The sequence below is a fragment of the Pseudomonas sp. CFBP 13710 genome, assembly GCF_014842235.1.
GTDB lineage: Bacteria > Pseudomonadota > Gammaproteobacteria > Pseudomonadales > Pseudomonadaceae > Aquipseudomonas > Aquipseudomonas baltica.
In genome coordinates, this window is record NZ_JACYVJ010000002.1 from 491,672 (window position 1) to 518,019 (window position 26,348).

Annotated in this window: 18 protein-coding genes and 1 pseudogene; 10 read left to right on the plus strand and 9 right to left on the minus strand. The window is 60.8% G+C overall.

The genetic code is table 11. The features are described from left to right. Positions 1-481: 481 nt before the first annotated feature. From IFT44_RS21315 to IFT44_RS06865, 3 genes and pseudogenes are all read left to right on the plus strand, one after another. Positions 482-1,156, plus strand: a pseudogene (locus tag IFT44_RS21315) (Tc toxin subunit A); the annotation flags it as partial. Between the two features lie 153 nt (positions 1,157-1,309). Further along, complete coding sequence (locus IFT44_RS21265) at positions 1,310-5,446, plus strand: Ig-like domain-containing protein (RefSeq protein ID WP_342214271.1); 4,137 nt, start codon at positions 1,310-1,312, stop codon at positions 5,444-5,446. A 48-nt stretch (positions 5,447-5,494) separates the two neighbouring features. Then, positions 5,495-9,601 (plus strand): Tc toxin subunit A-related protein, encoded by a 4,107-nt coding sequence (locus IFT44_RS06865; protein ID WP_342214272.1) that lies wholly within the window; start codon positions 5,495-5,497, stop codon positions 9,599-9,601. Positions 9,602-9,678: 77 nt separating this feature from the next. Here IFT44_RS06865 and IFT44_RS06870 read toward each other — a convergent pair whose 3' ends face one another. Further along, entirely contained in the window at positions 9,679-10,089 is a 411-nt protein-coding gene (locus IFT44_RS06870) for a PA2817 family protein (RefSeq protein ID WP_192175635.1), read from the minus strand. A gap of 72 nt (positions 10,090-10,161) precedes the next feature. Next, positions 10,162-12,609: an acyl-CoA dehydrogenase gene (locus IFT44_RS06875; protein WP_192175636.1), complete on the minus strand. Its 2,448-nt coding sequence runs from the start codon at positions 12,607-12,609 to the stop codon at positions 10,162-10,164. A 384-nt stretch (positions 12,610-12,993) separates the two neighbouring features. Here IFT44_RS06875 and IFT44_RS06880 point away from each other — a divergent pair, with 384 nt between their 5' ends. From IFT44_RS06880 to IFT44_RS06900, 5 genes are all read left to right on the plus strand, one after another. Next, complete coding sequence (locus tag IFT44_RS06880) at positions 12,994-13,926, plus strand: ABC transporter ATP-binding protein (RefSeq protein ID WP_122479275.1); 933 nt, start codon at positions 12,994-12,996, stop codon at positions 13,924-13,926. Further along, positions 13,923-14,702, plus strand: coding sequence for an ABC transporter permease (locus tag IFT44_RS06885; protein WP_122479274.1), 780 nt, complete (start codon positions 13,923-13,925; stop codon positions 14,700-14,702). The genes IFT44_RS06880 and IFT44_RS06885 overlap by 4 nt, the downstream gene beginning before the upstream one ends. 154 nt (positions 14,703-14,856) lie before the next feature. Then, on the plus strand, positions 14,857-15,711 hold the full coding sequence (locus IFT44_RS06890; protein WP_122479273.1) for a glycine betaine ABC transporter substrate-binding protein: 855 nt from the start codon (positions 14,857-14,859) through the stop codon (positions 15,709-15,711). A gap of 267 nt (positions 15,712-15,978) precedes the next feature. Next, positions 15,979-16,290, plus strand: a complete 312-nt coding sequence (locus IFT44_RS06895) for a DUF485 domain-containing protein (RefSeq protein ID WP_122479272.1) — start codon at positions 15,979-15,981, stop codon at positions 16,288-16,290. Then, positions 16,287-17,945 (plus strand): cation acetate symporter, encoded by a 1,659-nt coding sequence (locus IFT44_RS06900; protein ID WP_185793918.1) that lies wholly within the window; start codon positions 16,287-16,289, stop codon positions 17,943-17,945. The genes IFT44_RS06895 and IFT44_RS06900 overlap by 4 nt, the downstream gene beginning before the upstream one ends. 102 nt (positions 17,946-18,047) lie before the next feature. Here IFT44_RS06900 and IFT44_RS06905 read toward each other — a convergent pair whose 3' ends face one another. Next, entirely contained in the window at positions 18,048-18,206 is a 159-nt protein-coding gene (locus tag IFT44_RS06905) for a DUF3309 family protein (protein WP_122479270.1), read from the minus strand. A 168-nt stretch (positions 18,207-18,374) separates the two neighbouring features. Between IFT44_RS06905 and IFT44_RS06910 the strand changes: the two genes are divergently transcribed. Both IFT44_RS06910 and csrA read left to right on the plus strand, forming a co-directional pair. Continuing rightward, positions 18,375-18,707 (plus strand): YnfA family protein, encoded by a 333-nt coding sequence (locus IFT44_RS06910; RefSeq protein ID WP_192175637.1) that lies wholly within the window; start codon positions 18,375-18,377, stop codon positions 18,705-18,707. A 218-nt stretch (positions 18,708-18,925) separates the two neighbouring features. After that, the gene (gene csrA / locus IFT44_RS06915; protein WP_043187251.1) at positions 18,926-19,123 is read left to right on the plus strand and encodes a carbon storage regulator CsrA; all 198 of its coding nucleotides are present in this window, start codon (positions 18,926-18,928) and stop codon (positions 19,121-19,123) included. A 3-nt stretch (positions 19,124-19,126) separates the two neighbouring features. Here the strand turns inward: csrA and IFT44_RS06920 are convergent, their stop codons facing one another. From IFT44_RS06920 to IFT44_RS06945, 6 genes are all read right to left on the minus strand, one after another. Continuing rightward, positions 19,127-19,354 (minus strand): YheU family protein, encoded by a 228-nt coding sequence (locus tag IFT44_RS06920; protein ID WP_122479268.1) that lies wholly within the window; start codon positions 19,352-19,354, stop codon positions 19,127-19,129. A gap of 112 nt (positions 19,355-19,466) precedes the next feature. Then, a complete protein-coding gene (locus tag IFT44_RS06925; protein WP_122479267.1) occupies positions 19,467-20,657 on the minus strand; it encodes an osmoprotectant NAGGN system M42 family peptidase in 1,191 nt (396 codons plus the stop codon). A 107-nt stretch (positions 20,658-20,764) separates the two neighbouring features. After that, positions 20,765-22,507, minus strand: coding sequence for an N-acetylglutaminylglutamine synthetase (gene ngg / locus IFT44_RS06930; RefSeq protein WP_192057563.1), 1,743 nt, complete (start codon positions 22,505-22,507; stop codon positions 20,765-20,767). 3 nt (positions 22,508-22,510) lie between these two features. Beyond that, positions 22,511-24,283, minus strand: a complete 1,773-nt coding sequence (locus IFT44_RS06935; protein WP_192175638.1) for an N-acetylglutaminylglutamine amidotransferase — start codon at positions 24,281-24,283, stop codon at positions 22,511-22,513. A 171-nt stretch (positions 24,284-24,454) separates the two neighbouring features. Next, complete coding sequence (locus IFT44_RS06940) at positions 24,455-25,219, minus strand: ABC transporter ATP-binding protein (protein WP_122479264.1); 765 nt, start codon at positions 25,217-25,219, stop codon at positions 24,455-24,457. A 13-nt stretch (positions 25,220-25,232) separates the two neighbouring features. Continuing rightward, entirely contained in the window at positions 25,233-26,348 is a 1,116-nt protein-coding gene (locus IFT44_RS06945; protein WP_192175639.1) for a succinylglutamate desuccinylase/aspartoacylase family protein, read from the minus strand.

Below are 26,348 nucleotides of genomic sequence, written 5' to 3' on the forward strand. Positions count from 1 at the left end.
CGCACTGCACTTCACCCGCCGGTTCTTTATCGATGCGAAAGGTTCTCAGTAGGCGCCTGTCATCTTCGCATATACAAATTTCTCTTTTTAAAACATACACGTACCTATCACTTCTGTCAGGCGACGTCCAAGGAAACATTACCTAGTGTGGCGGCTTCACTGCGCAGCCCGTTCGCGGGCCTGCGCCGAACAGCCAAGGTAGACAGCCATGAAAGATGAAACGCCGGCGGAACGTACCCTATCCGCACATTTGAAGAATATCGCCGTCAATGCCGAACAGCACCAGACCCTGTCCAAGGTTCAAGGCTGCACGGCAATGGAGATCGCTCAAGGCAGCGTCGACGACCTGATCAAGCTCGGCAAGGGTTTTGACGTAGATCAAGCGCAAGCCTTGCATCAGCGCGCCAGCTCGGTGGCCGTGCTCGCAGCGCGACAGATGCGCGAACAACGCCTCAAGGCCAGCGAGCCGGCTTCGGCGGCCATGGCCCGCAGCGGCGTCCGTGCGCTGGTCGACGGCCCCAGCTTCGAAAGCCAGTTCACCCCCAGTTGGTCGAGCAACTGCATGCCCGGCGCTATCGAGGCAACCTCCTCGCCTGCGGCTTATCTGACCAGTCTTTACCGTCTTGCCACCCAGACCATCGAGCCTCTGGCCATCGAAGGTGAAGCCATCACGCTGGCCCGGCGTCGTCCCGATCTGGTTGACCTGACCTTGGACCCGGTGAGCCTGGAGCGCGTCGAGCCGACTGTAGTGATCGTCAATGAGATTCTCGAGCGCGCCGCGCGCGAGTTTCTGGACGGCCGCAACCGCAGCGAAGAAGCGGTAGACGATGTACTGCTGGCCACCCGTTATCCTTTCCAGTTGCCGTATGAGCGGTATCAGGCGCAGATCAACCATGTGCTGCAGCGCAAGTGCTACCAACTGGGTGACGTGGTTCGACAACTCGATCCCAAGTTCCCCTATTTCAAGGAGCAAGGGTTGCATTCGGCGGCCTCCGACGATGCCCTGCAACTGGACGCCGCGTTTGGCCCCGAGCAGCGCGCGCTGCTGCTGGAAGCGCCTTATTTTCCGCTGACGAACCTGGCCCGCAAGGCCCCAGGCCTCCAGCGCCAGGCAGCCATGGCCGTGGCTCAGGCCAGCTTCTACAACCGTCACTACGGTGTTGCCAACGCCGAGCCGCTGGTGGATATCCCTACCTTCTGCAAGCGCACGGGCATCAACCAGGCGCAACTGGAAGACCTGCTGTCCATTGAAACGCGCGCACCGGTGGCTTCGCCCAATGTGGCCGGGTTGGCGCCGGCATCGCCTGCCGTGGTCGGTTCCAGCTACATCAACGCGGGTACCGCGCCGACCTTGGGCGTGGTCAGTGAGGGTGGGGCGATGCACCGTTTCATCGGCCACACCGATGGCCATTTCGACCGCCTGCAACGCATCATTCGTCTGTCGCGCTGGATGGAGCTGAGCTTCGCCGACATCGATCTGCTGCTATCGGCAGCCTTCAAGACCGAGCACGGCAAGACCCCGCACGCTTTTCAGATCACCGAAAACACCCTGCGCATGCTGGGTCTGTTTCGCCAACTGCAGCGCGATTTCAAGGTAACCGCTGAAGACTTTTCGGCGCTCGTTCATGGCGTAGGCCTGTATGCGTGCGGCAGTGACACGCCGCAGTTCGATCGCATTTTCAATGCCAGCGGCCTGTTTGAAACGCCGTTGTGTCTGGACGACAGCGTATTTCCAATCGTCCCGGCAACGGAGAATCAGTACCGCAAGGTCGATCATCTGTGCAGCGCGCTGGGCATCAGTTTCGAAACCTACGTCTACATCGCTCGCTACATCGCTCAGGGGCTCCACAGTCAGGGCAACGAAAGCATGGCTGACTTCGATATCAACAGCTTGCGGTGGTCCCACGCTGTAGTCTCGGCGTTCTACCGCCTGGTGAAGCTGCCACGCTATCTGGGCATTTCGAGTATCGAGGCGATTGCCTTGCTGCAATTGATCAACCAGAGCGCCAACCAGTACATCAACCGCCTGGCGCAGCCCCGGCTTGCCGTGCATCAGCACTCGGAAACGACTGACACCCTGAGTGTGATCCAGTCCTTGGCCGATGTGATCAAGTGGTGCAACACGCATCAGTTGTCGGTCAACTGGTTGTATCAGCAGGTCATGCCACTGACTCCCGTTGCGGCAGCGACCGAGCACGAGATCGATCTGCTCAAGCAGATTCAATCACGTATGGGAGCGGTATTGGTCAGCCAGGCGACCTTCGTCGAAGCAGGTGCACCGCAGTATTCAGCGGGTGATGCGCCAACTGCGATTGACTGGCTGGCTGAATTCGAAGCGCTCGTTTCCGGTGACGGCCTGATCATTGATCGCAGCATCATGGCCCCCGAGTACGAGGACGAAGCCTACTATACCGAGCGGCTGCTGGAGCTGATCGATCGCGTGATGAGCCGCCATGGCTTCACAGCGATCTCCGACCTGCGCATCAAACTGTTCAGTGTGGTGATGGACGCCCGTGCCGCTCAGCAGAGCCTGGTTTGGGAATGCCTGGCCAGCACCTTGAAGGTGACTGCCGAGCAGTGCCGCGAGCTGCTGCTGTGGGCGCGTGGCACGACCTATCAGTTGCTTGCCGAAGTACTGCGGGTGTTCGCCATCGAGGGGGGCGCCGGTGTCGCGGTGCCCGTGGGCGATGAAGTGCTGACCATCCTGGCACGTCTGGCGCGCCGGGCAGCGATCGCGCAACAGCTGAACGTCAGCGCCATGGCCTTGCGCAGTTTTGTGCGTAACCCTGAGTGGTTCGGCCGCCCGGCGCAAGTTCGCCGAACAAGATCCGCCACCTGGTCGATCGACGACATCGGCTTTGCAGACCTCTACAGCCTGGTGCAGTACCAGCGAGTGGTGAAATTCAGCCGTCGCGGTGAGCAGGAGTTGCTCGACTACCTACAGCTGGTGAACAGCCTGCCCCAAGAGCTCAGCGATGCCGATGCCGAACTTGTACGCGAAGATGCTGCGGGCAAGATCGCCGGATTTATCGGCTTCGGCACTCGCGACATTCTGCAAACAGCCGCGCTGTTGGCTGACAACGGGATTCTGCTGACGGTGCTGGAACTGGATCACCTGATCCGTATTCGCGAGTTCTGTAACGAGCTGCAATTGGGCACCACGGCAGTGGTCGACTTGAGTCGGCTGCGCAGCGACAGTTCGCGCAACGACTACCGGGCCGCTGGCGAGGGTGCCTTGGCCAGCTTGACCGCCAGCCTGTCAGGTGAAGGCAAACAAGTGGAAGGTGAACTGGGGCAAAGCGAGTCTTCATGGATCATTGTCGACCGTGAGCTGTTGGTGGCCAGGACCGACGAGGTCGCACGCTTCACCATTACCGTCAGAAACTTCCTGGGCCAGCCGATGGGTGGTATTCGAGTCGCCTGGCGTACCAGCCTGGGCGAACTGCAATTACCCGCGATGACGGAAACCGACGCCAATGGCGAAATGACCGCGACCCTGATGGCTGGCGATGAGATGGGCACCGCTCAGGTCACCGCCACCTACGGCCTGGACCGGCAGATCCAGGCGCCGCTGGTGCGGATCGATTGCGATGAAAGCACCCTTGACTTCATCGAGGTGCCCCATTACCCGAATCCTGCCGAGGCGCTGGCGGGTGACCGTGAAGAAATCGAGTTTGCGGTGGAACTCGTGGATATGCATGGCAACGTGGGTCGCGATCGTGTGGTGCGGTGGGAGACGGACCTGGGTCAATTCCTGCGTCCGCAGACGCGCACCGATAGCGAAGGCCTGGCGTATGCGACGTTGCACAGCCAGCCGTCGGGTCCGGCCAGCGTGGTAGCGGTGTTCGAGTTCAACGGTAACGAGCACGCGTTTCAACCCGTCAGGTTCCTGGAACAGCCTTACTTTCAATACATACGCTTCGCGAGCGCCATCGCGGCGACCCAGCCGGTAGAGGTCACTTGCCGCATTATCAACCTGGATGAAACGCCTGTAATCGGCGCCACAGTGACTTGGGGTTGCACCGTCGGCGGCTTTGATCAGCAAGCTACGAGCATCACCGATGGGCAGGGTATTGCCCGCATCAATTTCACCGCAGCCCAGGCAGGGTCCGTGATAGTGAGCGTTGATGCCACTGTGTCGGACACCCAATTGCGCCCCCTCGCCAGTGCTGCGACGCCTATCTTCGAGCTGCCAAGACTGGTCGAACATGCACCATTGGAGCAGATTTTCGGCATCGGCCAGTCACGCCCAGCGCAGTTCCGTGTACGCCTGGAGCCAGCATTGAGCCGCTACCCCGTGACGTGGCACCAAGGCAGTAGGGAGCTCGGAACCAGCTACACCGATAGTCAAGGTTGGACCGCATTCGAATATCGCTTCGCGGCGGGTGATCACGGCCAGAAAGTGGTGACAGCGCGAACCATTGGGGTAAACAACGCGGCTGATTTCGCAGTCGCAGTCATGCACGCTCACGAATCTTTACAAGTGTCGTCGCTGGGTGAAACGGGTGATCTGTTGAATCATTCTGATGGCAGCTCGTTCGTCATGGGGCGTGGTGGGCAGGGAGCATTGAGCGTACGTGCTGTCCGTGGGGATATCGGCGATGATCGTGCATGGGTGCAATGGAGCTTGGTTGGCGGCGCTGCCGACATGCAAGGAATTGTCATTTCACCTGCAGCGGGCGAGAAAGCCTATGCCGATGAGCAAGGGCACATGCATTTTGATTTCAATGGGGAGTACGCCGATTTCAAAGAAGGTGGTGCAGCGGATAACGTGCTTGTCTTGAGATTCGAGAGCAATTTGGGTGTCATTGAAACCCGAGAAGTGCATGTGAAGGAGATCGTGACACTTGGCATCTTTCAAGCTTGGAGGCAGCATGACTACCTAAATACCCACGGGCTCAGTGTCCAGCTGAACTCGCAAAGTGGACGTCCGCTGATAGGCGGCACGGTGCACTTCAGGCAAACGGATGGAAACCCCCCGGAAAGACCTCTATTACCAAACAGTGCTGGGGGCTGTGCTTACAGAGGAATCTATACCAGTAATAACCGCTGGGATAACACGCTTACTGTACGCCCGGATACCTGCGCGGTGTTCAGGGACGGAATGAACACTGTTGATCATGTGAACTTTGTTATCCCCGAAGACCGGCGAAATCTGCCGGCGGCGTTCAGAACTGTGGCCAGTAGCAGTGATTCACGCGTACGGTTCGAAGGAAACATTGCTTATGTTCCCAAACGCGCCGAAGTGCCGATGACGGTCAGGGTTCTGTACGGTAACGAACCCGTGCTGGCTATAACTCCTGCTGGCTATAGGGTCGTCTCGACACCTGGAACCTGCGGCCCGGATGGCTACATGGAATTGATGCTGTCCGAGACTCAAACCAGTCCGTACAGCGTGATGGACAATTTCGTAGGCTACGAAATCATGAAGATCATTCCGGAATAAAAGTGTCTGGTTGATCAATTGTATTGCCCTTATTATCGAGATATTATCGTGACCGAGTTCACTGCTGCTCTATTTTCCGCACACCGCGACGCACTGGTCGCCTATTACCTAGGCCAAATAGTTCCGGAACACCCCGTGCCCGGCGCTCGCCGTCTGGAAACCCCTGAGGACTTGTACGAATACCTGCTTATCGACAACCAGGTCAATGCCCCTGTCGATACCAGCCGTATCGCCATGGGCATGGCCAGTCTTCAGCAATACATTCATGCCATCTACAATGGGATGGAGCCTGGCTATCGTGGAATTTTCGACAAGCAGGCGCAGCAACTCTGGCGCGAAAGCAAGAGTGAGTACGCTATCTGGGCGGGTAATCAGATGTTGCAGGATTACCCCGAGAACTACATCGAACCCACACTACGTCTCAATCAGACGCAGGCATTCACGGAATTAACCAACGACATCAATCAGAGTCGTCCGTCCAAAGATTCCGTGCAGCACGCATTGCGGCACTACTTGAACAAGTTCGAACACTTGAGCAATCTGAACGTGGTGGCCGGCTATATTGATGGCGTGGACTTTCGTAATGCCGATTACTACTTTCTGGGGCGGCAGAACGTCGAGCCCTATCAGTATTTCTGGCGCAAGGCCCAGGTACGTTTTGGCGAGGCCACCGGCCAGGCCGAAGGTGACGATTACCTGAGCCCCACTGCCTGGAGCGAGTGGTTGCCGGTAAACATCCCTTCGGGAAGCGAGATCCTGCACATCAGGCCGCTACTACTGGACGGTCGTTTGTATGTCGCGTGGATCAGCCAGCAAGAAAAGATGCGCGAACGCCCCGACGGCGACGACGTGGTAGGTACCCACGAGTCCGTGCCAAGTTACAGTCTGAACGTGGCCTACCAAATGATTGATGGCAGTTGGTCGCCAGCCATGGTCACGGTGCTCATGGATAAGCGTAAATACGATCCAGACGCCGACTATTTCGTGGCCTTTGTCAGCGAGGCCGATCCAGACGACAAGAAAATTGTCTTTGCATATGGCGTGACCGATGCAGACCAGCCTGATTATGAAGGATTGATTTTCGATGCGCGGTTCAATGTGCTGTTTCACGATGTCGTGAACCACACTGGCGTCAGCGGTTATCTGGGAAAAATGCTCAATGCCTTGCAGCATTTCTCCAACGCAGATAATTCGTTGCAACATCCGCTGGCCAGCGACCGCTGGACCCACCCTGCAGTGACCCAAGGCTATGAAGAGGCTTATCATAAAGTTGGCGCTTTGAGTGGGTGGATGCGGTTGGTGACGTGGTTCTGCATCGATAAAGAAGGGCGCTACTGCCTGCGCGTTCGTGGTCAAGTCACTAAAGCCTTCATCAACGCCACGACAGAACGCCCGCATAACGCCCATTTAATTTTGAGCTGTTATGTCAGCGGGGTGCAAAAGGCGGGGGCAGAGTTCCGCGACATCGCCCTGAACGGCAATGCCTGGACGCCGGATGTCATGTTTGTGTTTGGCGCACAACCTGGGGACATCCCGTCCACGATCGACATCAGCTTTGGCGACGTGGCGAGCACACCTTCGCGGGATCATTATGTGGTCACGCTCAATGCCTTGCCCGAGGCTCGTCCCAAACTGCGTCACGAGGCGACTGGAGGGCAGTTTCTCGACTTGACCGCGCTGCGGCTGACTGGACTGCAATACGTCCGCCTCAATACGCTGTTTGCCCGAGACCTGGTTGCCAAGGCAAACGTGTCGGTAGATGCCGTACTCAACTGGTCCACCCAGCATATGCAGGAACCGCCGCTTCCGGGTAGCACTGCGGTGAGCTACATGGACTTCCATGGCGCCAACGGACGATATTTCTGGGAGCTGTTTTTCCATGTGCCCCATGCGGTCGCCCAACGTCTGCACAACGAGTTCGATTTCTTCGGTGCCGAAGAGTGGCTCCACTACATCTTCAACCCGCAAGCCAAGATCAAGCCCACCCAGCCGCCCAGCCCCTTGTACTGGTCGGTGCGCCCTCTAGAGGAGGCCAGCAGTGGTGACTATGAAGTGGTCGGTATCACCGATCCCGACGCGATCTGCTATTCACATCCAGAGCACTACCGCAAGGCGATCTTTACCTTGTATGTGCGCAACCTCATGGCCTATGGCGATTCCCTGTACCGTCGCCTGACCCGCGACAGTTTGAACGAGGCGAAGCTGATGTACGTGCGTGCGCTCTCGTTGATGGGTAACAAACCGGACAACCGGATGGTCGGTCGCTGGGAACCTGTCAGCCTGGGCGTGGCTGCTGAAATGAACGGGCAAACGTTCGCACGCTACGAACATCCACTGAGCGCACGCTCGCTACCCGCCATACAGGGCGAGGATCGGCCATGGTTCGAACTGCTCGACTCCGAACGTTTCCGCCTGCCGGTCAACACCCAGCTGCTGGATATCTGGGACGACATTGCGCGGCGACTCGAGAACCTGCGCAACAATCTGACCATCGACGGCAAGCCGCTGCTGTTGCCGCTCTATGCTCCGCCGGTGGACCCGAAAATGCTGCTGCGCGCGCAGAACAGCGCCAGTGGGCTGGTACAGCGCAGTGTCGGTGGCATGGCGCCGATTCCGCCGTATCGCTTCCGCGCGCTGCTGCCGCGGGTGCAGAATGCGGTAGAGACCCTGATTCGTTTCGGCGAGCAGGTACGCACTTACCGTGAGCTCAAGGATCGTGCCGAGCAGGAAGAACTGCAACAGTCCCACGTCCTGGAGCTGTCGCAGTTCGGGATCAAGCTGCAGGAATTGGCGATCGACCAAGCTGACGCAGGTCTGGTGGCATTGACCAGCAGTCGCCAGGTCATCAAGCAGCGCTTCGACTACTACTCAAAGCTGGCCGAAGAGAACGTTTCGTCGGCAGAGGAGCGGGCCAAGGACCTGAACTTGAAGTCCGCCATCGCCAGCGCAGGCACTCAGGCCCTGGAACGTGTCGCCGGCGCGGTGAATATGGGCTCGGTGATCGTCACGGCTGTGGGTGGTGGACACACCCGTGCCGGTTCGGCCGTCCAGGCTGTGGCCGTGGTTGCCGGAATGGCAGCCGATTCCATGCGTATCGATGGCGAGATGCTTTCCATCAACGAGCAATACCGGCGTCGCCTGGTCGAGTGGGAGTTTCAGCGCGACCAGGCGTCGGCCGAGCTGTCGGCGGTGGACAAGCAGATCAATGTCCAGAAGCTGCAGATAGAATCCGCTCGTGAGCAACTGGCCCATGCCGTACGCAGCGAACAGCAGTCGCAGGACTACTATGCATTTCTGAAAACCCGCAGCACCAATGCCGGCCTGTACCAATGGCTGCTCAGTCAGCTGTCGACCTTTTACTTCCAGGCGTACGATGCGGTTGTCGCGTTGAGCCTGAATCTGGAAGCCTGCTGGCAGTATGAGCTGGGTGATTTCCAGACTCGATTCATTCAGCCCAACGTGTGGTTCGAAAACTACTTCGGCCTCACCGCCGGCGACGCGCTGAAGCTGCAACTGCTGCGCATGGAGGCGGCCTACCTGAAACGCAATGAACGGCGTCTGGAGCTGACCAAGACCGTTTCCCTCAAGTCTCTGTTCGAGAAGATAGGCAGCAAAGAGCGCTGGGAGATGGCGCTGACCCAGCTCAAGGAGCGCGGGGAACTGACGTTCGACCTTCACTGCTCGTTGTTCGACGGCGATTACCCGGGGCATTACCTGCGGCAGTTGGTCAGCGTCTCGGTATCACTGCCGGTTGTGGTCGGGCCCTATCAGCAGATCCATGGCGTGTTGACCCAAGTGTCCAGCAAAACCGTGACCAAGGCCGACCTGCGGGCGATGAATTCGCTGTACGGCCTGCCGGATGCGAACACCCAGCATATCCTGTTCAACCCCCGTGCCAGCCAAAGCATCGCCCTGTCCTCTGGCATGGACGATCACGGCCTGTTCATGCTCGACTTCAACGACGAGCGCTACCTGCCGTTCGAGGGAACTGGCGCGGTTTCCAGCTGGCAATTGAAATTCCCTCGCCACGATCGTGCGCCTCAAAGCGCAATGCTCGATACCTTGACTGACATCATCGTCAACCTGCGCTACACCGCAGTGGATGGTGGGCCAGGGTTCGCCAGTCAAGTGGAGGGTCTGCTGGATCAGATGTGATCTGATCCCACCTGGCTGAAACGACAAAGGGGTCGCTCGATGAGCGACCCCTTTGTCGTTATGCATCCGGCGTCCAGTCAGTGGCGAGCTTCCTGCCCCGACATCGCCATCAGCTGCTTCTCCTGATTCCAGTCGAAGGGTTCGTCGTTCTCCTCGGCTTCGAAACGGCGCTCTTCAAGCGCCTGGTACAGCGCGATTTCTTCGTCGGGCATGTAGTGCAGGCAGTCGCCGGCGAAGAACCACAGGAGGTCGCGCGGCACCAGATGGGCAATCTGCGGATAACGGGTGATGACCTGGCACATGATGTCCTGGCCCAGGTACTGGCTTTCCACCGGGTCGACCGGCAGTTGCGCACGCAGCTCATCGAAGCGCTCCAGAAACAGCGCGTGGCTTTCCTCGGGCACCTGCTCCGCCTCGCCCAGGGCCACGAGGATGCTGCGCAGGTGGTCCAGCAAGACAAGGTGATGTTCGAGATGGTGAATGGCCATGGTGGGGTCCTCTTGAGCGAAACGGGCGCGGGAGTATAAAGCTCCACGCGCCCGCTGTCTTTTCGCTGATCCTCAGCGGACCTTGTCCGCAGTGGGCAGCAGCTCTTCCTTGCTGAAGTCGTCGACGTCGATCACCTTGCGTCGCGCAGCTTCTGCCTGTTGCAACGTCTGCGCCTCGGCGGGTTGCAGCACGCCGGCGTGCAGGGCTGCATCGATCAGCGACTGGCCGGGTGTAGCGCTGAATTGCCGCGCCTTGTAGGCCTGTTGCAGTTTCCTGTGCAGCGGCTGGCTGTCGCGCAGCAGGTCGAACGCCACTTGCAGCGCGCCGACCGGATCGTCCGCGCCCTGTGGGCGGTAGCAGCCGGCCAGCAGTTCTTCCAGCGCTGGGTCGCCTTTGTGGCGACCGGTGATGGCCGCCACTTCGGCTTCCAGCTTGTCGGAAGGCCCGGTGTGTCGCCGACCGAACGGGAAGACTACGCCACGCAGCAGATACCCGAGCGCCTTGTTGGGGAAGTTTTTCAAGATGCCATCCAGCGCGTGCTCGGCCTGGCCCAGGCTTTCTTCCATGGCCCAGCACACCAGCGGCCGCAGATGCTCGGGCGAGTTCTGGTCGTGATAGCGCTTGAGCGCTGCAGAACTCAGGTACAGGTAGCTGAGCACATCGCCCAGACGCGCCGACAGCCGCTCGCGACGCTTGAGCTCGCCACCGAGCAGCATCATGCTCAGGTCCGCCAGCAGGGCAAAGGCAGCTGCCTGCCGGTTCAGGGCGCGGAAATAGCCTTGGGCAAGACGGTCACCCGGCGCCTGTTCGAAGTGGCCCAGGCCCAGGCTCAAGACAAAGGTACTGGCCGCGTTACCGACGGCGAAGCCGATGTGCTTGAGCAGCAGCGCGTCGAACTCCAGCAGTGCCTGATCCTGGTCTTCGCGGCCAGCCAGGGCCATTTCCTTGAGCACGAACGGATGGCAGCGGATGGCACCTTGGCCGAAGATCATCAGGTTGCGCGACAGAATGTTCGCGCCCTCCACGGTGATGAAGATCGGTGCGCCTTGCCAGTTGCGACCCAGGTAGTTGTTGGGGCCCATGATGATGCCCTTGCCACCGTGGACATCCATGGCGTGGGTGATGCAATCGCGCCCGCGCTCGGTCAGGTGGTACTTGAGAATGGCCGAAAGCACCGAGGGTTTCTCCCCCAGGTCTACCGCATTGGCGGTCAGCATGCGGGCGCTGTCCATCAGCCAGGCGTTGCCACCAATCCTGGCGAGAGATTCCTGGATCCCTTCGAAGGCCGCCAGCGGGACGTTGAACTGCTCGCGAATCTGCGCGTATTGGCCTGTGACCAGGCTGGTGTACTTGGCGGCACCGGTGCCGACTGCCGGCAAGGAGATCGAACGACCCACCGACAGGCAATTCATCAGCATCATCCAGCCCTTGCCCAGCATCGGCTGGCCGCCGATGAGGTAGTCGAGGGGGATGAACACGTCCTTGCCCGAATTCGGCCCGTTCATGAAAGCAGCGCCGAGTGGCAAGTGGCGACGACCGATTTCCACACCCGGTGTGTCGGTCGGAATCAGCGCCAGGCTGATGCCCAGGTTTTCCTTGTCGCCCAGCAAGTGCTCGGGGTCGTGGGCCTTGAAGGCCAGGCCAAGCAGGGTGGCGATCGGACCCAGGGTGATGTAGCGCTTTTCCCAGGTCAGGCGGATGCCGATGACTTCCTCACCTTGCCACTGGCCTTTGCAGATGACACCGACGTCGGGCATCGCGCCCGCATCCGAGCCTGCCAGGGGGCCGGTCAGCGCGAAGCAGGGGATGTCGTCGCCCCGTGCCAGGCGAGGCAAGTAGTGATTGCGCTGCTCGTCGGTGCCGTGGTGCAGCAGCAGTTCAGCGGGGCCGAGCGAGTTCGGCACCATGACGGTAGACGCGAGGTCGCCGCTGCGAGTGGCCAGCTTCATCGCCACTTGGGAGTGGGCGTAGGCCGAAAAGCCCTTGCCGCCATATTCCTTTGGAATGATCAGGGCGAAAAAGCCATGCTCTTTGATGTGGGTCCAGGCGGCCGGCGGCAGGTCCATGTCCTGACCGATCTGCCAGTCGCTGACCATGGCGCAGAGCTGCTCGGTCGGGCCGTCGATGAATGCTTGCTCTTCTGCGCTCAACTGCACCTTGGGGTAGGCCAGCAAGGTGTTCCAGTCGGGCCGGCCGCTGAACAGTTCGCCATCCCACCAGACCGTGCCGGCATCGATGGCATCGCGCTCAGTGTCGGACATCGGCGGCAGGGTCTTCTTGAACCAGCGAAACAAGGGCGCGCTGAAATGCTTGCGGCGCAGCTCTGGCAGCAGCAATGGCAGCGCGCTGGCAATCAGCAACAGCCAGAGCAGCGTCAGCAACCATCCAGGCGCGTGACTGGCCGCGCCCATGATCACCAGAAACACGGCGACGATACCCATGGCGGGCAGGGCGGCAATGCGCCGATGAGCCAGCCAGGCGATGCCGACCACGAGGGCGACGATCCACAACAACAACATAGTGTTTTCTCCGTGTAAGCCAGGCGGGACGAACCACCTGCAGTTGCCGTCGACACGGGGCGGCAGACGGGAAAACGGTGGCCAGGCACGTAAGCTTCGGTGTGGGACAGATCCGGTACTTGCCTGGATAGTGACCGTTGCAGGGTAGGGGAGTTCGCGGCGCAGAAGGCCGCAGGCAGTTGCCCGGAACGTTCGCTGGCCGCTGTGGCCCTATCTGCATGGGCGCTCGCGGCACGCGTGGGACTGATGTGCACTATCGACAGCAGTCACTTTACGGGGGCGGTCACCGCGCCCATCATGGAGTCAGCTGTTACACATCTGGTTGCAAATCATCGCAGTCGCCCTTACTTCATCACCACTCTCAACACGGCGTATAGACCCCTTATGAGTTCTGCTCTGTCCATTCGACAGTTGACCAAGACCTACGGCAACGGGTTTCAGGCCCTCAGCGGCATCGACCTCGACGTAGCGGAAGGCGACTTCTTCGCACTGCTGGGCCCCAACGGCGCAGGCAAATCGACCACCATCGGTATTCTTTCCACCCTGGTCAACAAGACCAGCGGCACGGTCAACATCTTCGGCAACGACCTGGACCGCCAGCCGGCAGCGCTCAAGCGCAGCATTGGCGTGGTGCCTCAGGAGTTCAACTTCAACCAGTTCGAGAAGACCTTCGACATCGTCGTGACCCAGGCCGGCTACTACGGGATTCCGGCCAAGGTCGCCAAGCAGCGTGCCGAACAGTACTTGACCCAGCTGGGGCTGTGGGACAAGCGCGATACGCCGTCGCGGTCGCTGTCGGGCGGCATGAAGCGGCGCTTGATGATCGCACGGGCGCTGATCCACGAGCCGCGCCTGCTGATTCTCGATGAGCCCACCGCCGGCGTCGACATCGAACTGCGGCGTTCGATGTGGGGCTTCCTCACCGAGCTGAACGAAAAAGGCATCACCATCATCCTCACCACCCATTACCTGGAAGAGGCCGAGCAGCTGTGCCGCAACATCGGCATCATCGACCACGGCACCATCGTCCAGAACACCAGCATGCGTGAACTGCTCGGCACCCTGCACGTGGAGACCTTTCTGCTCGATCTGGGCCAGCCGCTGAACGCGGCGCCGCAGCTGCAAGGCTACCCCTGCACCCTGGTCAATCCGCAGACGCTGGAAGTGCAGGTCGACAAGGAGATCGGCATCACCTCGCTGTTCGGCCAGCTGGCGCTGTTGAACATTCCGGTGCTGAGCCTGCGCAACAAGACCAATCGCCTGGAGGAGTTGTTCGTGTCTCTGGTGGAGAAGAATCTGAGGAAGGTTGCGGTATGAGTTCCGAATTCCAGGCCAATGTGGTCGCTCTCAACACCATCGTCTACCGCGAAGTGCGGCGCTTCACGCGGATCTGGCCGCAGACCCTGCTGCCGCCAGCCATCACCATGGTGCTGTACTTCGTCATCTTCGGTAACCTGATCGGCAAGCAGATCGGTGGCATGGGTGGCTTCAGCTACATGGAGTACATCGTGCCGGGGCTGATCATGATGTCGGTGATCACCAACTCCTACGGCAACGTGGTCTCGAGTTTCTTCGGCGCCAAGTTCCAGCGTTCCATCGAAGAGCTGATGGTTTCGCCACTGTCGCCGCACACCATTCTGATCGGCTATGTCGCGGGTGGGGTGTTGCGCGGCTTGATGGTCGGGATCATCGTCACCGCACTGTCGTTGTTCTTCACCGATCTGCAGGTGCATCACCTGGGCATCACGGTGCTGGTGGTGCTGCTGACCGCCACGATCTTTTCCATGCTGGGCTTCGTCAACGCGGTGTTTGCGCGCAACTTCGACGACATCTCCATCGTGCCGACCTTCGTCCTCACACCCTTGACCTACCTGGGTGGGGTGTTCTATTCGATCAGCCTGCTGCCGCCTTTCTGGCAGACCGTGTCCCTGGCCAATCCAGTGCTGCACATGGTCAATGCCTTCCGCTACGGCATCCTTGGCGTCTCGGATATCAGCATCGGCGTGGCGGTGGCATTCATGCTGGTGGCCACGGTGGTGCTGTACTTCGCCTGCGTGAAGTTACTGGTCAGCGGTCGCGGCATGCGCAGCTGAGTTCCCCCGGCCGGACCGCAAGGCCCGACCATGTCGTTTCTCGACGGTTCAAGGTCGTAGGTGGAGCATGATCATCGGCGCGCGAAGTCGATGATCAGGACGCCAACATATGCCGTGCGGCATTCGTCGCGCGCAGCCTTATCGGGGAAGCAGAATGAACATGAAGAAAGTTCTCGGAGCCAGTGCTGCTCTGGTTCTGGCCATGGGATGTAGCTGGGCCAGCGCTGCCGCCAAGGAAGTCACCATCGGCTACGTCGACGGATGGTCGGACAGCGTTGCCACCACCCATGTCGCCGCCGAAGTCATCAAGCAGAAGCTGGGCTATGACGTGAAGCTGCAGGCAGTGGCCACCGGGATCATGTGGCAGGGCGTGGCCACCGGCAAACTCGACGCGATGCTTTCTGCCTGGCTGCCGGTGACCCACGGCGAGTACTGGGCCAAGAACAAGGACAAGGTGGTCGACTACGGCCCCAACTTCAAGGACGCCAAGATCGGCCTGATCGTGCCTGAATACGTCAAGGCCAAGACCATCGACGACCTCAAGACCGACGAGACCTTCAAGAATCGCATCGTGGGCATCGACGCGGGCTCGGGTGTGATGCTCAAGACCGATCAGGCGATCAAGGACTACGGCCTGTCCACCTACAAGCTTCAGTCCAGCTCCGGCGCCGGCATGATTTCGGAGCTGACCCGTGCCGAGAAGGCCAACGAATCCATTGCCGTGACCGGTTGGGTGCCGCACTGGATGTTCGCCAAGTGGAAACTGCGCTTCCTGGAAGACCCTAAAGGCGTGTACGGCGCTGCGGAAACCGTCAACAGCATCGGCAGCAAGGGCCTGGACAAGAAGGCGCCGGAAGTGGCTGCCTTCCTGAAGAAGTTCCAGTGGTCGTCCAAGGACGAGATCGGTGAAGTCATGCTGGCCATCCAGGACGGCGCCAAGCCTGATGCCGCCGCCAAGGCCTGGGTCGACAAGCACCCTGACCGTGTGGCCGAGTGGACCGCCAAGTAACCAAGTGACCCCAAACGGGCTGCCTTGCACGCGGGCCGCCCGTAGGAGCGGTCATCGGCCGCGAATCAGGCACCGCGGAGCACCAGATACAGCACTGCACCATTCGCGGCCACGGACCGCTCCTACGTCGAATTGTGAAAAGGTCGCCCATGGGCGACCTTTTTTCATTTCCAGGCCCCGATCTACTACTAAGGTCGTCTGGAGTGCGCTCCAGAGCAGCCTAAAGTGGAATACGTTCTATCCATCTATGCTGCGAGGACAAAAACAATGAACGACAGCATTTACCTCTCGATTCAAAACAGCCCACGCTTCAAGGAGCTGGTGAGAAAAAGAGAGAAGTTCGCCTGGATACTTTCAGCAATCATGCTTGGACTGTATTCGGCCTTCATCCTCTTGATTGCCTACGGCCCGCACATCCTGGGCGCCAAGATCAGTCCTGAGTCGTCGATCACCTGGGGCATTCCCATCGGTGTCGGCCTCATTCTTTCCGCCTTCGTGTTGACCGGTATCTACGTCAAGCGCGCCAATGGCGAGTTCGATGACCTGAATCGCCTGATCCTGCAGGAGGCCAAGCAATGATGCGGCGTCTATTGGCAACAATGGGCGCATTCGCCCTGGCTCCAAGCGTGATGGCGGCCGATGCACTGACCGGCGCGGTGCAGAAGCAGCCGCTCAACGTGGCGGCGATCATCATGTTCGTGCTGTTCGTCGGTGCCACCCTGTGCATCACCTACTGGGCCTCCAAGCGCAACAAGTCAGCCGCGGACTACTACGCCGCCGGCGGCAAGATCACCGGTTTCCAGAACGGCCTGGCAATTGCCGGCGACTACATGTCGGCGGCGTCCTTCCTGGGGATTTCCGCGCTGGTGTTCACCTCCGGCTACGATGGCCTGATCTACTCCATCGGCTTCCTGGTGGGCTGGCCGATCATCCTGTTCCTGATCGCCGAGCGTCTGCGCAACCTGGGCAAGTACACTTTTGCCGACGTGGCGTCCTATCGCCTGAAGCAGAAAGAAATCCGTACCCTGTCGGCCTGTGGTTCGCTGGTGGTGGTGGCGTTCTACCTGATCGCGCAGATGGTAGGTGCCGGCAAGCTGATCCAGCTGCTGTTCGGCCTCGACTACGCCGTGGCCGTGGTTCTGGTGGGTATCCTGATGTGCCTGTACGTGCTGTTCGGCGGCATGCTGGCGACCACCTGGGTACAGATCATCAAGGCGGTATTGCTGCTGTCCGGTGCGTCCTTCATGGCCCTGATGGTGATGAAACACGTCAACTTCGACTTCAACGTGCTGTTCTCCGAAGCCATCAAGGTGCACGCCAAGGGTGAAGCCATCATGAGCCCCGGTGGGCTGGTGAAGGATCCGATCTCGGCCTTCTCGCTGGGCCTGGCGCTGATGTTCGGTACGGCTGGCCTGCCGCACATCCTGATGCGCTTCTTCACCGTTTCCGATGCCAAGGAAGCTCGCAAGTCGGTGCTCTACGCAACGGGCTTCATCGGCTACTTCTACATCCTGACCTTCATCATCGGTTTCGGCGCGATTCTGCTGGTCAGCACCAATCCGGCGTTCAAGGACGCAGCCGGTGCCTTGCTCGGTGGTAACAACATGGCCGCGGTGCACCTTGCCGATGCGGTCGGCGGCAGCATCTTCCTCGGCTTCATCTCGGCCGTGGCCTTCGCCACCATCCTGGCTGTGGTGGCCGGCCTGACCCTGGCCGGTGCTTCGGCGGTGTCCCACGACCTGTACGCCAGCGTCATCAAGAAAGGCAAGACCAACGACAAGGACGAGATCCGCGTTTCCAAGATCACCACCGTCTGCCTCGGTGTCCTGGCGATCGGCCTGGGTATCGCGTTCGAAAGCCAGAACATCGCCTTCATGGTGGGCCTGGCGTTCTCGATCGCGGCCAGCTGCAACTTCCCGGTCCTGCTGCTCTCGATGTACTGGAAGAACCTGACCACCCGCGGCGCCATGATCGGTGGCTGGATGGGCTTGATCAGCGCAGTGACGCTGATGATCCTCGGCCCGACCATCTGGGTGCAGATTCTGCATCACGACAAACCGATCTATCCCTACGAGTACCCAGCTCTGTTCTCGATGGCCATCGCCTTCATCGGTATCTGGTTCTTCTCGATCACCGACAAGTCGGCAGCCGCTGACGAAGAGCGTGCGCTGTTCTACCCGCAGTTCGTGCGTTCGCAAACCGGTCTGGGTTCCAGTGGGGCAGTCTCCCACTGATACCTGCACCACTCTGCAAGCAAAAAAAATCCGATGCCCGCGAGGGCATCGGATTTTTTCATGTCTGCTGTGCGGCCCGGTGCAGGCTGCACATCGGCAAGATTATATCTTGCCGAGCAATACCAGGATCAGCAGGATGACCAGTACAGTACCGATGATACCCGACGGGCCATAACCCCAACTTCTGGAGTGCGGGAATACTGGCAATCCGCCAATCAACAGCAGAATCAGAACGATGATCAGTATGGTGCCCATGGCGATTTCCTTATTTGGACAATGAGATGATTCGTCAGCGAGCCAGTAGCACTCGTCCGCCTAATAGCTCGGACTATGACCTGCCGTAAAAAGTCCCAAAGATTTAAAAATGTTTCCGAGGCGGGTCTGGGCTGGCGTATTCTCGCGGGCTGATATTGGCTCTGGAGAGTTCGAGTGCTCAATTATGTGTGGTTTTTGCTGGCCGCCCTTTTCGAGATCGCCGGCTGCTATGCCTTCTTCCTCTGGCTGCGGATGGGCAAGAGCGCGCTGTGGGCATTGGCAGGCGTGCTGAGCCTGACCTGTTTCGCGCTGTTGCTCACGCGCGTGGAAGCCGCCTATGCCGGCCGTGCGTATGCAGCCTACGGTGGCATCTACATCGTCGCTTCGCTGGGGTGGCTGGCGGTGGTCGAGAAAGTTCGGCCGCAGACCTTCGACTGGCTCGGCGCAACGTTGTGCGTGCTGGGGGCGAGCATCATCCTGTGGGGGCCGAAGCTGCAACAGGGCTAGGAGTGGCGAGTGTGGCCAAGATTGTAAATATCCATACAAAGAAAGCCTGAAGTGTATGGATCGGTACAACTAAGTGACGGCTTGCCTGCTGCAAGTGCGAAATATCTGACAGGGAATTTACTAACTTTCGTAGGCTTAAACTGTATTGCTCTGCTTGCCTTGTGATGGTCGAAAACAGGGTCCACCCTCAAGAAGCATTCATTTGAGGGAACAAAGCCATGCTGGTATTGACGCGACATGTAGGCGAGCTGATCTCGATCGGCGATGACGTCTGGATCAAGGTGCTGGACGTGCGGGGCAACACCGTGCGCTTCGGCATCCAGGCGCCCAAGGACGTGGAAGTGCACCGTGCCGAGGTCTATCGGCGAATCCAGGAGAAGCACGGCAAGCATGCCAAGGAGGTGCCGGTGGTGTGACGCTCAGTCGAACAGCTCGGGCGCTATGTCGTGCTTGAGCATCAGCGTGCACTGCTGGCTCTCCGGATCGAAAACGATGAACGCCTGTTTCTTGGCCAGTGCATGACGCACGCGCTCGACCCGCGTCTGCAAAGGTGTTTCATCGCCGTTGTCGGTTCCGTCGCGGGTCACGAAATCTTCGATCAGGCGGGTCAGGGTGTCGGCTTCAAGGTGGTCGTAGGGAATCAGCATGTTCGGCGCTCACAGGGTAGGCCGGCATTGTAACAGTGCCGCGCCTGCCCGAGGCCCCAAGCCAGACAGCGGCAAGGGGCAGGGCGGCGGTGGTCCGGTTGGATCAGGCCGATCAATGGCTGGATTTCTGCCCCAGCACGTCTTCGACCGCAGGTACGCGGGTGTCCGATTCCATCTGCGCGTCGTGCTCCAGCTGATGACTGAAACGCTCGAGCGAGCCGTTGTTCGGCTTGGCATCGCTGGCGAACACCGGTGGGCTCAGCATGTAGGCGGTAAGAATGCGGCTCAGCGCGCTCAGGCTGTCGATGTGGGTGCGTTCATAGCCATGGGTTGCGTCGCAGCCGAACGCCAGTAGCGCGGTACGAATGTCGTGTCCGGCCGTGACGGCCGAGTGGGCGTCACTGAAGTAGTAACGAAACAGGTCGCGCCGCACCGGCAGTTCGTTCTCGTCGGCGAGCCGCAACAGATGCCGCGACAGGTGATAGTCGTAGGGGCCACCGGAGTCCATCATGGCCACGCTCACGGCGTGCTCGCTCGAATGCTGGCCGGGTGCGACAGGTGCGATGTCGATGCCGACGAACTCACTGACGTCCCACGGCAGAGCCGCCGCCGCGCCGGAGCCGGTTTCCTCGGTGATGGTGAACAATGGATGGCAATCGATCAGAGGCTCGTAGTCGCTCTCGACGATGGCCTTGAGCGATGCCAGCAGCGCGGCAACACCTGCCTTGTCGTCCAGATGGCGGGCACTGATGTGGCCGCTGTCGGTGAACTCGGGCAGTGGATCGAACGCCACATAGTCGCCGATGTTCACCCCCAGCGACTCGCAGTCGGCACGCGTCGCGCAGTAGGCATCCAGGCGCAACTCGACATGGTCCCAGGTCACTGGCATCTGGTCGACGGCGGTGTTGAACGCATGCCCGGAGGCCATCAGGGGCAGCACGCTGCCGCGGATCACGCCGCTGTCGGTGAAAACGCTGACACGGCTGCCTTCGGCAAAGCGGCTCGACCAGCAGCCTACCGGCGCCAGTGACAGGCGACCGTTGTCCTGCACCGCCCGTACGCTGGCGCCAATGGTGTCCAGATGCGCAGACACCGCGCGGTCCGGTGAATTCTGCTTGCCCTTGAGAGTCGCGCGAATGGTACCGCGGCGTGTCATTTCAAAGGGAATGCCCAGCTCTTCGAGACGTTCGGCGACGTAGCGCACGATGGTATCGGTGAACCCGGTAGGGCTGGGAATGGCGAGCATTTCCAGCAGCACTTTCTGCAAGTACTGGATATCCGGTTCGGGAATTTTGGCTGTCATGGAAACTCCTGAGGTGGATAGGGTTATGGGGACCGCTTCTTCACGATCCCGGTAGCGTTTCAGCGCGGAGCCTGTGCGGGTCGCCGCGGCAGGCTCCATGCGGGCTTTTACCTGGGGCCGCTGTGCGGGAACAGCAGATCGACGAAACGCTCTGCCGTCGGTTGCGGTTCGTGGTTGGCCAGGCCCACGCGCTCGTTGGCTTCGATGAACACGTACTCCGGCTGGTCGGCGGCCGGAACCAAAAGGTCCAGACCCACCACCGGTATGTCCAGCGCGCGAGCGGCACGCACCGCTGCGTCGGCCAGTACCGGGTGGAGAGTCTGCGTGACGTCCTCCAGATGCCCGCCGGTGTGCAGGTTGGCCGCTCTGCGCACTGTCAGCGTCTGGCCGCTCGGCAGAATGCTGTGCATATCGAAACCGGCGGCCTGCACGGTGCGCAGGGTTTCCTGGTCCAGCGGAATCCGGCTCTCGCCGCCAGTGGCCGCCTGGCGACGGCGGCTCTGCACATCGATCAGCGTGCCAATGTCGGTGTGCCCGTCACCGATGATCTGCGCCGGCCGGCGGATGGCTGCCGCAACCATTTCGTAGCCGATGACCACGATGCGCAGGTCCACCCCTTCATGGAAGCTTTCGAGCAGGACCCGGCTATCGAACTGACGAGCATGCTCGATGGCCTGCTGCACCTCGTCGAGTGTGCTCAGGTCCACGGCCACACCGTTGCCTTGCTCACCGTCGAGCGGCTTGACCACCACCCGGCCATGTTCGTCGAGGAAGTCTTGGTTGTCGTCGGCACTGCCCGCCAGCTGCTGCGCCGGCAAGCTCAGGCCAGCGGCCCTGAGCACCTTGTGGGTCAGGCTCTTGTCCTGGCACAGGGTCATGCTCACCGAGCTGGTCAGGTCGCACAATGATTCGCGGCAACGGATGCGCCGGCCACCGTGCGCCAGCGTGAACAGACCAGCCTCGGCGTCGTCCACCTGCACATCGATGCCCCTGCGAAACGCCTCGTCGACGATGATCCGCGCGTAGGGATTGAAATCGGCCTGCGGGCCGGGGCCCAGGAACAGTTTCTGGTTGATGCCGTTCTTGCGCTTGATGGCGAAGGTGGGCAGGTTGCGAAAGCCCAGCTTGGCGTAGAGGTTCTTGGCCAGGCGGTTGTCGTGCATCACCGACAGATCGAGGTAGGCCAGGCCGCGGCTCATGAAGTGCTCGACCAGATGCCGCACCAGCACTTCGCCGACACCTGGGCGTGTGCAACGTGGGTCGACGGCCAGGCACCACAGGCTGCTGCCTTTTTCCGGGTCACGAAAGGCTTTGGCATGGTTGAGGCCCATGACACTGCCGATCACATGGCCGGTGTCTTCATCTTCGGCCAGCCAGTACACCGGTCCGCCCTGATGTCGTGGGGTCAGCAGGCTCTGGTCAATGGGCAGCATCTTGCGCTTGAGATAAAGCTGGTTGATGGCCTGCCAATCGCCATCGCTCTGCGCCCGACGAATACGGAACCCACGAAACACCCGCTGCGCGGGTCGATAATCGCTGAACCACAGGCGCAGGGTATCGGACGGATCGAGGAACAGTTGTTGTGGCGCCTTGGCCAATACCTGCTGCGGCGCGGCAACGTACAGAGCGATGTCCCGCTCACCCGGTTGTTCGTTGAGCAGCTCGGCAGCCAGGGCGTCCGCGTCGGGGTAGGTATGCCCGATCAGCACGCGGCCCCAGCCGCAGTGCAACGGTCGTTGTTGCAGGTCGTCGCTATGGCCTTCTTCGGCCAGCCGCGCCTGCAATCGCTCGTAGGACGGCGACTGGCCGCGCTGCAAGCGCTGGTTGAATGCCGTGGCATGAGCTTTCATCGATCAGAGTCCTTGTTCGCTGAGCCACAGGTTCAACGCCGCCAGCTGCCAGAGCTTGGAGCCGCGCAGTGGCGTGAGCTGGCCTTGCGGATCGGTCAGCAGACGGTCGAGCATGTTCGGGTTGAACAAGCCGCGGTCCTGGCTGGGGTCCAACAGCAGGTCGCGCACCCAGTTGAGTGTGTCGCCTTCAAGATGCTTGAGGCCAGGCACCGGGAAATAGCCTTTCTTGCGGTCGATGACCTCGCTCGGAATCACCAGCCGCGCCGCTTCCTTGAGCACCTGCTTGCCACCATCGGGCAGCTTGAACTTGCCCGGAACCCGCGCGGAAAGTTCGACCAGTCGATAGTCCAGGAACGGCGTGCGCGCTTCCAGGCCCCAGGCCATGGTCATGTTGTCGACGCGTTTGACCGGGTCGTCGACCAGCATCACTGTGCTGTCCAGGCGCAAGGCCTTGTCCACCGCTGCATCGGCGCCGGGCATGGCGAAGTGCTCGCGCACGAAGTCACCGGCAGCATCGTTGGCGGTCAGCCATTTGGGTGCCACGGTTGCCGCGTAGTCGTCGTAGCTGCGGTCGAAGAACGCATCGCGATAGGCCTGGTACGGATCGCTGGCGCCGTCCACTTGTGGGTACCAGTGGTAGCCTGCGAACAGTTCGTCGGCGCCCTGGCCGCTCTGTACGACCTTGCAATGCTTGGCAACTTCCCGCGAGAGCAGGTAGAAGGCGATGCAGTCGTGGCTGACCATCGGCTCGCTCATCGCGCGGAACGCGGCGGGCAGCTGCTCGATGATCTCTCGCTCCTCGATGCGCAGCTGGTGGTGCTGAGTACCGTAGTGTTTGGCGATCAGGTCGGAATACTGGAACTCGTCGCCACGTTCGCCGCCGGCATCTTGAAAGCCGATGGAGAAGGTCGACAGATCCTTCACGCCCACTTCGCGCAACAGACCTACCAGCATGCTCGAATCGACGCCGCCGGACAGCAGCACGCCCACATCCACGGCGGCCCGCTGGCGAATGGCAACCGCTTCGCGGGTGCTTTCCAGCACACGGTCGCGCCAGTCTTCCAGGGTCAGGTTGGCTTCGTCGGCATGGGGCCCATAGGGCAAGGTCCACCACGTTTGCTGTTCGGTCTTGCCGTTGGCATCGATGCGCATCCACGTCGCTGGCGGCAGTTTTTCGATGCCCGCGATCAACGTCCGTGGCGCAGGCACTACGGCGTGGAAGTTCAGGTAGTGGTTCAACGCCACCGGGTCGAGCATCGGGCTGATGTCGCCACCCTTGAGCAACGCCGGCAGGGCCGAAGCGAAGCGCAGGCGCTTGTCGGTGCGCGACAGGTACAACGGCTTGACGCCCAGACGGTCGCGGGCAATGAACAGACGTTGCGTGTCGCGCTCCCAGATGGCGAAGGCGAACATGCCGTTGAGCTTGGGCAGCAGTTTTTCGCCCCAGGCATGATAGCCCTTGAGCAACACCTCGGTGTCGCCGCCCGAATAGAAGCTGTAGCCCAGCGCTTCCAGCTCGCTGCGCAGTTCGGGAAAGTTGTAGATGGCACCGTTGAACGCCAGGCTCAGGCCCAGCTGGGCGTCGGTCATCGGCTGCGCGGAGCCGTCCGACAGGTCCATGATCTTCAGGCGGCGATGGCCCAGGGCAATCGGCCCTTGCGCCTGAAAACCCCAGGCGTCCGGCCCGCGTGGGGCCAGTTCATGGGTAATGCGTTCCACGGCCGCAAGGTCCGCAGGTTGAAAGTCGAAGCGCAACTCACCAGCTAATCCGCACATAAGTCCTTACCGGTTTTTCCGTTGGGGAATGGCCGAGTTAAGTTCGGCCAGGTATGAAACTGACCGAGGCGAGTAGCGAGAGTTTTAGAACGATCGGTTATAAGGGCGATAAGTCGCCGAGTAAGCATTCGCGGGTAGAACCCGCTTCCACAGGTATGCGGTGGCTGATGACTATTTGAGATTACCGCTGAGAAACTGCCGGAGGCGTTCGCTTTTCGGATTGACCAGCACCTGAGAGGGCGGGCCTTCTTCCTCGACCAGCCCCTGATGCAGGAACAGCACCTGGCTCGAGACTTCGCGGGCGAAGCTCATCTCGTGGGTAACCATGATCATGGTCCGGCCTTCCTCGGCCAGGCCCTTGATCACCTTCAGCACCTCACCCACCAGCTCCGGGTCGAGCGCCGAGGTAGGTTCGTCGAACAGCATGACCTCCGGTTCCATGGCCAGTGCGCGGGCGATGGCCACGCGTTGCTGCTGGCCGCCGGAGAGGAACGCTGGATACTGGCTGGCAACCCGTTCAGGCAAGCCGACCTTGTCCAGGTAGCGCAACGCGCGGGCCCGCGCTTCGTCCTTGTCGATTCCCAGCACCCGGCGTGGCGCCATGGTGATGTTGTCGAGCACGGTCATGTGGCTCCACAGGTTGAAGTGCTGGAACACCATGGCCAGGCGCGTGCGCAGGCGCTGCAATTCTTCGGCGTCGGCAACCCGCATGCCGCCGTGGTCGCTGATCATCTGGATCGGCTTGCCATCCAGGCTCATGGCGCCGTCGTCGGGCTGCTCGAGAAAGTTGATGCAGCGCAAAAAGGTGCTCTTGCCCGAGCCGCTGGCGCCGATCAGGCTGATCACGTCACCCGTGCTGGCCTTGAGCGAGACGCCCTTGAGCACCTTGTTGTCGCCATAGCTCTTGTGCAGGCCGTCGATGGTCAGTTTGTACATGCGCAACACGTCCTCAAGGTTGAAGTAGATAGCCGCTGCGGCAGGCCTGGGTACCCGCGACATGGGCCACCAGCATGCCAGCGGTGGCCATGCGCCGCAGCGAGCGGGCGTACATCAGGCCAGGCTGCCGATTGCGCACCGGGGTAACCGTATTGCTCAGCGGATCGATGATCTCGGCGATCAACTGGTCGGCTTCCAGGTACTGTCCGGGCATCGCGCTGTACACCAGCAGCCCGCCCACCGGCGCTGTAACCGGTTCTACGGCAGCCAGCGGCGTTGCTGCGGCGAGCAACGCCGGCAGCTCGGCCGGCTGGCGGTCGATGGCACCGACGCTGGCCAGGTAGTCGAGGATGGCCTGGCAGTCGCCGCTGGCCATCGGATGATTGACGTCGCCCTGGCCGCGCAATTCGACAGTGACCGAAAAGCTGCCCATGGCGATCGGGAAGCGCTCGCCGAAACGTTGCTGCAGCTGCCACCACAACAGGCTGAAGCACTCGTCGAACGACTGCCCGCCCGAATCGGTAGCCAACAGACTGGCCTGGGCGCCCAGATAGCGCGCCAGCGGCTCTACCTGCGGCCAGGCCTCGGGCGTGGTGTACAGATGCTGCACGGCTTCGAAGTCGCAGTGCAGGTCCAGCACCATATCGGCGTCGCACGCCAGGCGCTGCAGGGTCAGGCGCTGCGACTGCAGGGCGGTGGCGGGCTGCAGCCGGTTCAGCCCATCGCGAAGATGCGTGCGGATCAGCGCGGTATTGCGCGCCACATCCTCACCCAGCAGGCTCTCGACGGCGCACCCGACCTGATCGGCCAGGTCGACGAAACGGCGATTGAAGTTCTCGCCGGTTTCCAGCTCGTAGCGGCCCATGGGGGTGTCCATGACGATCTGGTCGAGCCCGGCCGGGTTGGCGATGGGCACCACCACGACCTGCCAGCGCAGTTGCCCGGCGCTTTCCAGTTCGGCCAGGCGCTGACGCAGGTGCCAGGCGACGAGCATCCCCGGCAGCTCGTCGGCATGCAGCGAGGCTTGGATATAGACCTTGCCGGCACCGGTTGGGCCGTAGCTGAAGCTGTGTATCTGGCGCGCGGTGCCCGGTAGCGGGGCCAGCAGTTCATGAATGTCGTGTTGCAT

Bases quoted from the DNA above. Each gene is read 5' to 3' on its own strand.
- IFT44_RS06875 (WP_192175636.1), bottom strand. From the start codon at position 12,609: ATGTTGTTGTTGTGGATCGTCGCCCTCGTGGTCGGCATCGCCTGGCTG.
- IFT44_RS06870 (WP_192175635.1), bottom strand. From the start codon at position 10,089: ATGGCCATTCACCATCTCGAACATCACCTTGTCTTGCTGGACCACCTG.
- IFT44_RS06945 (WP_192175639.1), bottom strand. From the start codon at position 26,348: ATGCAACACGACATTCATGAACTGCTGGCCCCGCTACCGGGCACCGCG.
- IFT44_RS06890 (WP_122479273.1), top strand. From the start codon at position 14,857: ATGAACATGAAGAAAGTTCTCGGAGCCAGTGCTGCTCTGGTTCTGGCC.
- IFT44_RS06940 (WP_122479264.1), bottom strand. From the start codon at position 25,219: ATGTACAAACTGACCATCGACGGCCTGCACAAGAGCTATGGCGACAAC.
- IFT44_RS06900 (WP_185793918.1), top strand. From the start codon at position 16,287: ATGATGCGGCGTCTATTGGCAACAATGGGCGCATTCGCCCTGGCTCCA.
- IFT44_RS06935 (WP_192175638.1), bottom strand. From the start codon at position 24,283: ATGTGCGGATTAGCTGGTGAGTTGCGCTTCGACTTTCAACCTGCGGAC.
- IFT44_RS06885 (WP_122479274.1), top strand. From the start codon at position 13,923: ATGAGTTCCGAATTCCAGGCCAATGTGGTCGCTCTCAACACCATCGTC.
- csrA (WP_043187251.1), top strand. From the start codon at position 18,926: ATGCTGGTATTGACGCGACATGTAGGCGAGCTGATCTCGATCGGCGAT.
- IFT44_RS06920 (WP_122479268.1), bottom strand. From the start codon at position 19,354: ATGCTGATTCCCTACGACCACCTTGAAGCCGACACCCTGACCCGCCTG.
- IFT44_RS06880 (WP_122479275.1), top strand. From the start codon at position 12,994: ATGAGTTCTGCTCTGTCCATTCGACAGTTGACCAAGACCTACGGCAAC.
- IFT44_RS06925 (WP_122479267.1), bottom strand. From the start codon at position 20,657: ATGACAGCCAAAATTCCCGAACCGGATATCCAGTACTTGCAGAAAGTG.
- ngg (WP_192057563.1), bottom strand. From the start codon at position 22,507: ATGAAAGCTCATGCCACGGCATTCAACCAGCGCTTGCAGCGCGGCCAG.
- IFT44_RS06895 (WP_122479272.1), top strand. From the start codon at position 15,979: ATGAACGACAGCATTTACCTCTCGATTCAAAACAGCCCACGCTTCAAG.